This window comes from Gordonia effusa NBRC 100432 (assembly GCF_000241305.1).
Taxonomy (GTDB): domain Bacteria; phylum Actinomycetota; class Actinomycetes; order Mycobacteriales; family Mycobacteriaceae; genus Gordonia; species Gordonia effusa.
In genome coordinates this window covers 1-10,441 of the sequence record NZ_BAEH01000031.1, presented here as the reverse complement: position 1 = coordinate 10,441, position 10,441 = coordinate 1, and the positions used below count along the sequence as shown (strand labels likewise).

The 10,441-nt window shown below is 63.6% G+C and carries 13 protein-coding genes; 6 read left to right on the top strand and 7 right to left on the bottom strand.

The window, feature by feature from the left end; all coding sequences use genetic code 11:
* From GOEFS_RS23585 to GOEFS_RS04725, 3 genes are all read left to right on the top strand, one after another.
* The coding region (locus GOEFS_RS23585; protein WP_007316742.1) for a hypothetical protein at positions 1 to 317 on the top strand (317 nt) is incomplete at its 5' end.
* Between the two features lie 100 nt (positions 318 to 417).
* Positions 418 to 969, top strand: coding sequence for a phage holin family protein (locus GOEFS_RS04730; RefSeq protein WP_007316741.1), 552 nt, complete (start codon positions 418 to 420; stop codon positions 967 to 969).
* Positions 970 to 974: 5 nt separating this feature from the next.
* Complete coding sequence (locus GOEFS_RS04725) at positions 975 to 1,907, top strand: alpha/beta fold hydrolase (RefSeq protein WP_007316740.1); 933 nt, start codon at positions 975 to 977, stop codon at positions 1,905 to 1,907.
* 6 nt (positions 1,908 to 1,913) lie between these two features.
* Here the strand turns inward: GOEFS_RS04725 and GOEFS_RS04720 are convergent, their stop codons facing one another.
* Genes GOEFS_RS04720 through nth form a run of 4 tightly spaced genes read right to left on the bottom strand, consistent with a single transcriptional unit; the run spans position 1,914 to position 5,282 of the window.
* Positions 1,914 to 3,113 carry a MarP family serine protease gene (locus GOEFS_RS04720; protein ID WP_040524509.1) on the bottom strand — a complete coding sequence of 400 codons (1,200 nt, stop codon included), beginning with the start codon at positions 3,111 to 3,113 and terminating at the stop codon, positions 1,914 to 1,916.
* Positions 3,110 to 3,904 (bottom strand): NUDIX hydrolase, encoded by a 795-nt coding sequence (locus GOEFS_RS04715; RefSeq protein WP_007316738.1) that lies wholly within the window; start codon positions 3,902 to 3,904, stop codon positions 3,110 to 3,112. Before GOEFS_RS04715 ends, GOEFS_RS04720 begins: the two co-directional genes overlap by 4 nt.
* Positions 3,901 to 4,596, bottom strand: coding sequence for a TlpA family protein disulfide reductase (locus GOEFS_RS04710; RefSeq protein WP_007316737.1), 696 nt, complete (start codon positions 4,594 to 4,596; stop codon positions 3,901 to 3,903). Before GOEFS_RS04710 ends, GOEFS_RS04715 begins: the two co-directional genes overlap by 4 nt.
* On the bottom strand, positions 4,596 to 5,282 hold the full coding sequence (nth, locus tag GOEFS_RS04705; RefSeq protein WP_007316736.1) for an endonuclease III: 687 nt from the start codon (positions 5,280 to 5,282) through the stop codon (positions 4,596 to 4,598). The genes GOEFS_RS04710 and nth overlap by 1 nt, the downstream gene beginning before the upstream one ends.
* Positions 5,283 to 5,560: 278 nt before the next feature.
* Between nth and GOEFS_RS04700 the strand changes: the two genes are divergently transcribed.
* Together GOEFS_RS04700 and GOEFS_RS04695 are read left to right on the top strand one after the other, a co-directional pair.
* Positions 5,561 to 5,773: a hypothetical protein gene (locus GOEFS_RS04700; RefSeq protein ID WP_007316735.1), complete on the top strand. Its 213-nt coding sequence runs from the start codon at positions 5,561 to 5,563 to the stop codon at positions 5,771 to 5,773.
* Between the two features lie 154 nt (positions 5,774 to 5,927).
* Positions 5,928 to 6,602, top strand: a complete 675-nt coding sequence (locus tag GOEFS_RS04695) for a Crp/Fnr family transcriptional regulator (protein ID WP_007316734.1) — start codon at positions 5,928 to 5,930, stop codon at positions 6,600 to 6,602.
* A gap of 129 nt (positions 6,603 to 6,731) precedes the next feature.
* Here the strand turns inward: GOEFS_RS04695 and GOEFS_RS04690 are convergent, their stop codons facing one another.
* On the bottom strand, positions 6,732 to 7,580 hold the full coding sequence (locus tag GOEFS_RS04690; RefSeq protein WP_007316733.1) for an MBL fold metallo-hydrolase: 849 nt from the start codon (positions 7,578 to 7,580) through the stop codon (positions 6,732 to 6,734).
* Positions 7,581 to 7,619: 39 nt separating this feature from the next.
* The gene (locus GOEFS_RS04685) at positions 7,620 to 8,594 is read right to left on the bottom strand and encodes a DMT family transporter (RefSeq protein WP_083837238.1); all 975 of its coding nucleotides are present in this window, start codon (positions 8,592 to 8,594) and stop codon (positions 7,620 to 7,622) included.
* Positions 8,595 to 8,679: 85 nt separating this feature from the next.
* On the opposite strand from GOEFS_RS04685, the gene GOEFS_RS04680 reads away from it, so the two are divergent.
* The gene (locus GOEFS_RS04680) at positions 8,680 to 9,582 is read left to right on the top strand and encodes a LysR family transcriptional regulator (RefSeq protein ID WP_007316731.1); all 903 of its coding nucleotides are present in this window, start codon (positions 8,680 to 8,682) and stop codon (positions 9,580 to 9,582) included.
* A gap of 40 nt (positions 9,583 to 9,622) precedes the next feature.
* On the opposite strand, the gene GOEFS_RS04675 is transcribed toward GOEFS_RS04680, so the two are convergent.
* Positions 9,623 to 10,441, bottom strand: an 819-nt coding sequence (locus tag GOEFS_RS04675) for an SPFH domain-containing protein (RefSeq protein ID WP_007316730.1), incomplete at its 5' end; no start/stop codon positions are given.

The following is a 10,441-nucleotide window of genomic DNA, read 5'->3' as shown; positions in this document are numbered from 1 at the left end:
ACCGCAACGACGATCTCAACTCCGCAGTCGAAGAGACATCGACGTCGACGTCGCCCGACTATGTAATCGTAGGTCGCGGCCCGAAAACCGCCCTCGACCGCAGGGCACTCGACGTGCCGACACTGCGTCAGATTATCTCTACCCAGTACGACCCCCTGTGGTCACGTGAGTACGAGCACTCTCCCTTCGCTCCAGACAAACCGGGCGAGTGCTCGCCTACACGACTCGCTACTACCAACACGTTTCCGTCCGGCTATCTCGAATACAGCGAAACCATCACGATCGTTACCCGCCTGTGTGACGCCACTTCCCGATGACCCACTGCGACGCGGAGCACGACATAGATCAAACCCTGCCCCCACCACCGCGCCGTGGCATGGCAACATAAACCCCAATACCCGAGCAACGGAGGATTCTGTGAACCCCAGCAACTCGGCCGGCCAGGGGAACGAAGTCGGTCGGCAGCCCTATTCGGTACCGTCGATTCCGCTGACCGACGCCAACGCTGGCGCGAACGGCGAACCAACGATCGGCAACCTCGTCAAAGAGGCGACCGCAAACGCATCGACGCTGTTTCGGTCGGAGATCGCACTGGCCAAAGCCGAATTAGTCGGCGAGGCCAAGAAGGCCGGTATCGGCGTTGGCCTGTTGGTCGTCGCAGCGGTGATGGTGCTGTACTCGAGTTTCTTCTTCTTCTTCTTCCTCGGCGAGGTTCTGTCCGAGTTCATGTGGCGCTGGGCGGCCTTCGGCGTCGTCTTCCTCCTGCTGATCGGGGCGTCCATCGGTGCCGCGTTGATCGGGTACCTCGTCTTCCGCCGGATGCATCCGCCGCGTAAGACCATTGAGTCGGTAAAAGAGGTCCGATCGGTCGTGCCGTCGGGGTTAGGCCACTCCACGACTCCAGATGAGAAGCCGGCACTTTCGCACCCAGGTATTCCGCCCGCGCGCGATCTACATAAGCGCGACTGACGCCGGTGCCCGCGCCCGATCCCTCGACGGTCCGGTTCGACGGGCCGTGGCATCATTTCGACGTCCGCGCGAACGGCATCCGATTTCACGCTGTCGAGATCGACGGGCGCCAGGTGGCCGACCGGCCACTGGTTCTACTGCTACACGGATTCGGTGAATTCTGGTGGAGCTGGCGCCATCAACTAGCCAGCCTCACCGAGGCCGGATATCGCGCGGTTGCCGTCGACTTGCGGGGGTATGGCGACTCCGACAAACCCCCACGCGGCTACGACGGTTGGACACTGGCCGGCGACGCGAACGGCCTGATCCGCTCACTCGGCCATACCGAGGCGGCGCTGATCGGCCACGCCGACGGCGGGTTGGTCAGTTGGGCGACCGCGATCCTGCACCCTCGCGTGGTCAGCCGCATCGGGGTAATCGCGTCACCGCATCCACGCGCGCTGCGACGTTCGGTTCTCTTCGACCCCGAACAGCGGAGCGCCTTTCTCGGCGGATTTCTGCACAATCAGTTGCCGCGGCTCGGCGAACGGCGACTCACCCGCGCCAACGGCGCCTACATCGCGCAATATTTCGACGAGCGGGCTTCGGATCGTTGGAAACACACGGCCGAATTCTCCGACGTCGTCGGGCGTAATCGCTCAGCGGTACAGATACCCGGCGTCGCCTACTGCAGCCTGGAATATCGGCGCTGGGCATTCCGCTCCCAGTTCCGCCCGGACGGTTTTCGGTTCATGGAGTTGATGGACCAAAAATTATCGATCCCGGTGCTCGCCTTACGCGGACGCGACGATTCGTTTGTGATGGATGGGCTGATGGCCGCCAGTAAGCGGTGGGCGCCACTGATGGACTACTCGCAGGTGCCAGCCGCCGGCCATTTCGCACATCAAGAGCAGCCCAACCGCGCCAACGACATGATCCTGACGTGGCTCGCCGAGTAGCCCGAGTCAGCCGTTCACACACATTCCGGTGCTCATCTCCGTCGTCGAATCGCTCCCCTGACTGACCGCACTCTGCACCTGCTTAGCGGTGAGGATGAATCCGGTTTCGTCGGTGGGATTCTCCGACGCACCAAAGACTAAGCCGAGCACATCGCCGTCGGCGTTGATCATCGGTCCACCCGAATTGCCCTGCCGAATCTCACCGCGCGCGGTGTAAACCTCACGGGTAACTCGGCCGGTCTGATAGATGTCCGGCCCGGCAAGATTGATGGTCCCTCGAATCCGCAATGGGCTCGCGGTGAACGGACCATCCTCCGGGTAGCCGAGAGCAATCGCGTCGTCGCCCCCCTTCGCGGGGGAATCGGCGAATCGCATTGCCGGAGCACGTAACCCGGGGACGTCGAGAACGGCGATGTCGTTGTTGGGGTCGAAGTAGACGACTGTCGCCGGACGTCGCACATTGGTCGAGCTGATCACGGCAAGGCTGCGGGTTCCCGCGATCACATGCGCGTTGGTCATAACCCGTTCGGGCGAGATGACGAATCCGCTGCCCTCAAGGGAGCGTTGACAACTCGGCGCTTCACCACGAATCTTTACCACGCTGCGTCGGGCCTGGCTCACCGCCGGCAACCTGGTCAATGCTGCGTCGGGCGGATCGACCGAGGCGACCGGCGCGGTCCCGAATGGACCGATAACTTCGGGTAAGCCGGAACTTTCCAGCAAATTGGAGAATTCACTCGGAACATTCCGGAGCCATTGCGGCGCAACGTCATCGACGAAACTGAGTGTCTTGGACTCGTCGACCGCGTCAACCAGTGCGGGCTGCGCGGAATGACTGATCGGAATCGATAACAGCCAGGCCGCGGCGCATACCGCGACCGCCTGCAGAACCGCACCGACGACACTGTCGAGATGACGTAACGCCGGCAATCGCAACGTTCCTCGTGCCGCTCGGCCCAGCACCATCCCGGCGACCTCGCCGATCACCACGAGAAGCAGCAGAAGACCTAGTCCGGCCACTAACCGTGCGGTACGCCCCTCGAACTGCGAGATGAGGTGTGGGGCAAGGAGGATCCCGGCGAGGGCACCGAGAACCACGCCGACGAAGGCCAGCGCCGAGGCAACCGCCCCCTGCCGGTAGCCCGACGCCGCTGCGATCAACGCCAACGCGATTACGACGATGTCGACCCACATTCCCCCGCTCACCGCGGCCGGCCTTCGACGTCGGCTGACCGTGCCGCCGATGCGATCGCGGCGTCGAGCGGCCGGACGTCGGAGTGATCCCAGGGGACATCCCAGCCCGCGGCGTCGCTGATCGCATCCAGCAGGCCACCGGTGAAACCCCACACCAGCAGACCGTCGACCATAAACGCCGGGCCCTTGTACACGTTTCCGCCCATCACCTTGCGTTGGACCTGGAATCGGTTATCCGCTGACAACAGTTCGCGCAGGTTGACGCGAGCAACCAGCGCGGTCTCGGCCGCGTCGACCGCGTAGACCTCGCCGGGACTGTGCCAAAAACCGATCACCGGCACAACGTCGAAACCCGATGGCGGCACCGGAAAGCTGGGGAGAGTGGCCAGCACCCGGACGGTGGTCGGGTCGAGAGCGGTCTCCTCGGTGGCCTCACGCAGCGCGGTCTGAACCGGGAAGGACTCGCCTTCGTCATGTGCTCCGCCAGGGAAAGCGACCTGCCCGCTGTGCTGGCGTAGCGAACTCGCTCGCTGCAGTAGGAGCACCTCGGCGTCGGCGGGCAGTCCACCGGGATAGGTGGGGTCGAGGTCCCAGCTACCGGCGAACAGGATCAGGACCGCCGCCGAGCGTCGACGGCCGCCCTGCAACATCATGGCGATGCGGGTCCGGTTTCCGCCGCGATTATTGACGCTGTCACTGACGGCGGTGACGTTGCCGGTCAATGGTCGCAGCCACGGCGGGATTTCAGCGTCGTCGACAAGTGGACCGGGTGTGACCTCGGGCGCCTCGGGTCGCCCGGTCACGTCCGCACACCCAGGTTGGTTTCGACAGCGGCAGCGATGGCGTCGGTGCTTTCAAAAACCTCCGGCAGTACTTTGGCGACAGTGCCGTCGGCGCGGACCAGGATCGTCGACGGGAATACCTTCGGCGCCGACAATGCCGCGGCGATCTGGGATTTTGTATCTAGGACGGTTGGCAATCGCACTCCGTTGTCCGCAAGGAATTTCAGCACGAGGAATGGGCTACGTGAACCGTCGACCGAGTGCACGGTCAATACCGTGATGGCGTTGCCGGCACGCTTGGCGTAGTCCTGCAGCACCGGCAACTCACGCCCGCACGGTAGACACCACGTCGCCCACATGTTGATCAGCACCGGTTTGCCCGCGGTACCAGCCCCGACGTCGTATGTAGATCCAGATGCCAGGCAGGGAGCACTGACTCCCGCCAATTCCGACGTCGGGCCGATGGGCGATCCGGTGACCGGACAGTCAGCCAGTTTCGCTTGCTCTCGCGCCGCCGCCACCTCGGCGTCGGCGACGGGTGCGTCGGTGAGTTTCACCGCCGAGGTGTCCGACGACGTCGGTGTGGCCGTTCGCATCGGGTCATCCGACCGCGGCCAAATAGCGACGATCAGCGCGATTACCGCCACGATGAACACAATCGTCCAGCGCAACGCCGGCGCCGACCACCAGCGCTGATTCTGAGTTTCGGTCACTACGCCGGGACCCCCGCCAACTCCAGCAGATGCGCGGTCTCCGGTCCCTTGACGAGCTTTGCCGCGTCAAGCTTGTCCAGCGGCCCCTCGCCGGCCGACGGGCAGTCTTTGGCCAACACGCACACCCCGCATGCCGGCTTGCGGGCATGGCATACGCGTCGACCGTGAAAGATGATCCGATGCGAGGCGTCGGTCCAGTCTTTGCGCTCGATCAGTTCCCCGACGGCGCGTTCCACCTTCACCGGATCAGTTTCTTCGGTCCATCCCCACCGTCGGACGAGGCGGCCAAAATGCGTGTCGACCGTCAGCCCCGGCACACCAAAAGCATTGCCCAACACCACATTTGCGGTCTTGCGACCGAATCCCGGCAGGGTGACCAATTCCTTGAGGGTGCCCGGCACCTCACCGTCGAAACGTTCGACCAGCGCCTGGCCCAGCCCGATGATCGACGACGTCTTGTTCCGATAGAACCCCGTCGGCCGGATCATTTCCTCCAACTCGGCGCGATTGGCACCCGCGTAGTCGGCAGCGGTGGGATACCGCGCGAACAACGCCGGAGTCACCTGATTGACGCGCACGTCGGTGCACTGGGCGGACAGAATCGTCGCGACCGAGAGATCCAGCGGCGTCGTGAAATCGAGTTCGCAGTAGACGTTGGGAAATGCCACCTTGAGTGCGCGGTCCATCCGGCGAGCTCGACGCACAAGACCCAGCCGCGTTTCATCGGCGCGGGACCGGCCAGCGCGAGCGGCGCCCGCATCAGCATCGCTACGACGGTTGGTGGCGGCAGTACGGCTCGGACTCACCTGTCCAGAGTACTGACGTGAGCTATCCACTCCAGGCCAAGGGCGAAATCCCGACGTCGGGCAAACCGGCAAGGCCTCGACACCGGGTAGGTAACAATGCTGTGACGACGCCTATGCCAGGTAGGCATCGAGGCACGAGGTTGTGTTTACTGTTCCCCATGCAAGGTCTTGCCGCGGTGCTCTTCCCAGCCATGCTGATGCTCTTCGCGCTGACGATGGAGAAGCTGCAAACCCGCATCGACCAGACCACCGAGACCGTGTCCGACGATCAGGTCGACGAAATCCTCGCGGCCGCGCAATCACAAGCTCCCGCTTTCGACGATGCCGCACCGTCGACCCTCGACGATCTGCGCAGCCGCCGCGCGAGCTGACGCCCAGTCAGCAATATTGGCGCGCCGCGTTCGAGTGTGATTGCCACGTAGTGACCTATTCAACATTTATGCTTTGACGAGAGTACTCTTGCACGGTATTCAACTCACCGACCATTTCGGCCGGAGGAGTGCGCCCACATCAGAAAGGTTCCAGGTGGAGGAAGTACTAGCGCGGGCCGGCATATTCCAAGGTGTCGAACCCACAGCGGTTGCAGCGCTGACCAAGCAACTTCAGCCGGTAGATTTCCCCCGCGGTCACGTGATCTTTCACGAGGGCGAACCCGGTGATCGGCTGTACATCATCCTGTCGGGCAAGGTGAAGGTTGGCCGACGCTCACCCGATGGCCGTGAGAACCTGCTGACCATCATGGGACCGTCGGATATGTTCGGCGAGTTGTCGATCTTCGACCCGGGCCCGCGTACGTCGTCGGCGACGACGGTCACCGAAGTACAGACGGTGTCGATGGATCGCGACGCGCTCAAGGCCTGGATCAAGGATCGCCCCGAAATCGCTGAGCAGTTGCTGCGCGTGTTGGCCCGACGCCTTCGTCGAACCAACAACAACCTGGCCGACTTGATCTTCACCGACGTCCCGGGACGCGTCGCCAAGCAGCTACTACAGCTCGCCCAGCGCTTCGGCACGCAAGAGGCCGGCGCATTGCGCGTGACGCACGACCTGACTCAGGAAGAGATCGCCCAGCTGGTCGGCGCTTCGCGCGAGACGGTGAACAAGGCGCTCGCCGACTTCGCTCAGCGCGGTTGGATCCGACTGGAGGGCAAGAGCGTCCTCATCGCCGATTCCGAGCGACTGGCTCGTCGCGCACGCTGACGACCCTTTCGATGATCGAGTGCCCGACGGTGTCACCCTTTCGATGATCGAGTGCCGGTGGGCGAGCTTGCGAGCCCACCGGTGTATCGAGATCACGCGAGACAACTGCCCGACTGACCACCGAAGTGGTTATTCGTCGCGCAAGTACTCCAGCTGCGCCTTGACTGACATCCGCGCGGCTGGCCACACCTTCTTGTCGACGTCGGCGTAGACCTTGCGGACGATCTTCATCGGCTTAGCCTTCCTCGCGCTGACACCGAGTTCGTCCAATGTTGCGCGGATCTGGTCGATTCGTTCTTCCCGGTGCGACTTGTAGTAACGCGCAACCGGAATCAGGTCGGCGTGGTCGGGGCCGTGGCCGGGCAAGAGCGCGCAGCCTTCGCCCTCGACGATGAGTCGGTTCAGCGAATTGAGATAGTCCCGCAGTCCGCCGTCGCGCGGATCCAGCACGGTGGTTCCACTGCCGAGGATCGTGTCGCCGGTGAGCATCGCGCGCTGCCCGTCGTACTCGACCAGAAAGCTCACCGAATCTCCGGAATGCCCCGGGGTAAACAAGACGGTGATCGTGAGCCCGGCAGCTTCGATGACCTCACGATCGGCCAGTGGCTTGGCGCCCCGGCAATGCTCGTCGAGTCGAGCGCGGACGGGCGCGTCAGTCAGTTTGCGGATCCGCTTGATTGCGCCGGTGTGGTCGAAATGCCGGTGAGTGATCAACGTGAGCACGACGTTGCCCTGGGCTACGACGTTCTCCACATGCGAACGGTGTTTCGGCGGCCCCGGGTCTACGACGACGCAGTCGGGGTGACCGGGCGCCCGCAGAATCCAGGTATTAGTGCCGTCGAGTTCCATCACCCCGGGGTTATGACACAGCAGTACCGACGCGAAGGGCGTTACTTCGCGAACGGTTTCGTAGGCCGGGTGCGTGAGGGGCGCGGAATCCGTTGCCGCAGAATCGTTGTCGTCGGGGCTGTTGTCCATGCCACCGAGCCTAACTCAGCGTCGGAGGCTGGTGATCGCTTAGAACCGGAGCAATCCGCTCGAGCCCACCGGCTGGCGCGAGGTCACCAACCGGTCGCGGGTGCGGCGCGGTGGCTTCTCGGAAGGCTTCTCCGGACGCACGTAGTTGATTCGCGCGATGGCCACGCCGGCCAGGCAGAGCACCCCGCCGACCAGGCCGGCGATGCCGGGTCCCTCCGATAGAAAGATCCACGATCCGACGATCGACAACGCGGGTACCGCATAGCTCGCGGAGATGGTGAGCCCGGCCGGCGTATGCGCCAATGCGTAGGCCCAGAGCAAGAACCCGGCCGCGGTCGGAGCGAGGCCGAGGTAGACAACGCCTGCGGTACTACTCACCGGAGCCGACGCCAGTTCGCTGATCAACGTTGGCGCGTACGGTGCCAGGACGAGCGTGCCGACCGCACAGCCCAACGCCGTCGCGGTCAGCGGATCGGTCTTCGCCAAGACCAATTTCTGGGCGACGACACTGACTCCGTAGAGCAATGCCGCTGCGATAGCCAGTGCTACTCCGATCCGATCATGACGGCCCGGACCGGAGAAAGCGATGATCGCGGCGCCGGCGAAACTCACCGCTATTCCGACCATCAGCAGCGGCGGGAAGCCTTCGCGCAGAAAGATGCCGGCGAGAACCGCGACGACGATCGGCGCGATATTGACCAGCAGCGCGGTCGTCCCGGCGTCGAGGTGCTGTTCAGCGGCGTTCACCAGGACCGTGTAAATCGCGAACCACATCGCGCCGTAGCCGACGAGCAGCGCGAGAGTCATTCCGCGCGGAATGGTCGCGAGGAGCCGTCCCCGGTACCGCCACACCCAGCAACCCAGCAGCACGACCGACGCGGCGAGGAGTCGCCCCTCCGCCATCGCCGCTGGTGAGACGTCTTCGCCAATGCTGCGGATCACCACGAACGACGATGACCACATCACCATCACCGCGACCAGAGCAACCGTCGGTGGCGAAACTCGATTTCCCATGGGGCTAGTGTCCAGCCGAGAACAAATCAGCACAAGCGATTATTATTGATCTATTCTTCAGTAGGACTGAACTGTAGGAGGTTTCGTGATCGACACCCATCGCTTGATGATCTTCCGGTCGGTCGTCGCAACCGGATCGGTCGGCGGCGCCGCGGCAACTTTGGGCTACACGTCGTCGGCGATATCCCAGCATGTCACCGCATTGCAGCGAGAAACCGGGCTCACGCTCGTGGAGCGATCGGGTCGAGGCATTGAGCCGACGCCCGCTGGACGAGTCCTCGCCGACGCCGCGACCAAACTCATGCAGCAGGTCGATGAACTGGCCGCGACCGTCGAAGACCTTCGCGCCGGTACCACCGGCCGCATCGTGGTCAGCGGATTCTCATCGGCGGTCACCGGGTGGATGCCCGACGTCGTGGCCGCACTCACCGCCGATTTTCCCGACACGCGGGTGCTGGTGCGGATCGAGGAGGACCGTGAAGCAGTCCGGGAAGTGCGCCCCGATATCGCGATCCTCGTCGGCCTCGGGCGCACGCCGCCGATACCCGGCTACGCCAGCCACGAACTCCTCGTCGAACCATATGTCGCGGTGCTCAACGAGAACCACGAACTCGCCGGCCGGTCAGCTATCGACATGGCAGAATTGGCCGCCTACCGCTGGATCGACAGTGACACCTCCGACGGTCCGTGCCGACAGAACATGCTAACCGCTTGCGCCGCAGCGGGTTTCACGCCAAGCTTCGCCGTCGAGACGAGCGACTATCCAGCAGCGTTGAGATTCGTCGCACGCGACGTCGGGCTGACGGTGGTCCCTCAACTGGGCGCGGCCGAGCTACCCGTCGGGACGGTCTCGGTACCGCTGACCAACCCGACTCCGGAGCGAACCATCTGCGTCTACGTCAAGGATTCCCGGTCGTACGACCCCGCGGTGGTGCGCACCGTCGAGTTGCTGCACCGGTCGGCGTCGTCGGGAAAATCGTCCGAATAGTCGGTGACCGAGGGCATATTGCCCTCGGTCGCCACTTTATTTACTGATTTTCCGGGGACGCCGGGATATCGACCTGATTCACCTGGCCCTGCACGGCCTTCAGCATCTGCACCCCCTGGGTGACGATGCCAGTAAGAATCTCGTTGACGCCTTCGGCCCCGTTGAACACGGTGAGATTCGACGACCCGAGACCCTTCGCGGCTTCACCAACCAGCGCCGGCAATTGCTCGATCAGCTGCTGATCCAACGCGATCCGGTTGTTCATAGCCATTGCGGCGGACTGTATTTCGACCGCTTTCGCCTCCGCCTGCGCGGTAATCTCCCGACGTCGGGCCTCAGCCTCGGCCGGTTTGATGACCTCGGACAGCAACTGCTGCTCGCGCAACTCCGCGTTGGCTTCGGCCAGACGCGATTGCTCGCGCGCGATCTCCTGGTTCACCCGCGCTTCGGCGAGCGGACCGGCCTGTGCTGCTTCAGCATTCGCCTTATCGGTCTCCGATTTGATGCCGGCCCGCTTGATGGCGGTCTCACGTTCGTAGTCGGCCTGGTTTCGCAACGACTCCTGCTGCGCCTTCGCGGCTTCCTGATCGGCCAGGGCACGCGCAACGGCCGCTTCCCGCTGCACCTTCGCGATATTCGGCGCGGCAAGGGCGTTGATGTATCCCGATTCCATGTCGTCGATCGACTGGATCTGGAACGAGTCAACCACCAGTCCGATCGACCCCATCTCACGCTTGGAGGCCTCGAGCACCTGGCGCGACAACGTATCTCGCTCACGGATGATCTGCTCGATCGTCATCGACCCGACGATGGATCGCAAATGGCCCGAAAAGACCTGTCCGGTCAGCTGATTCATCTC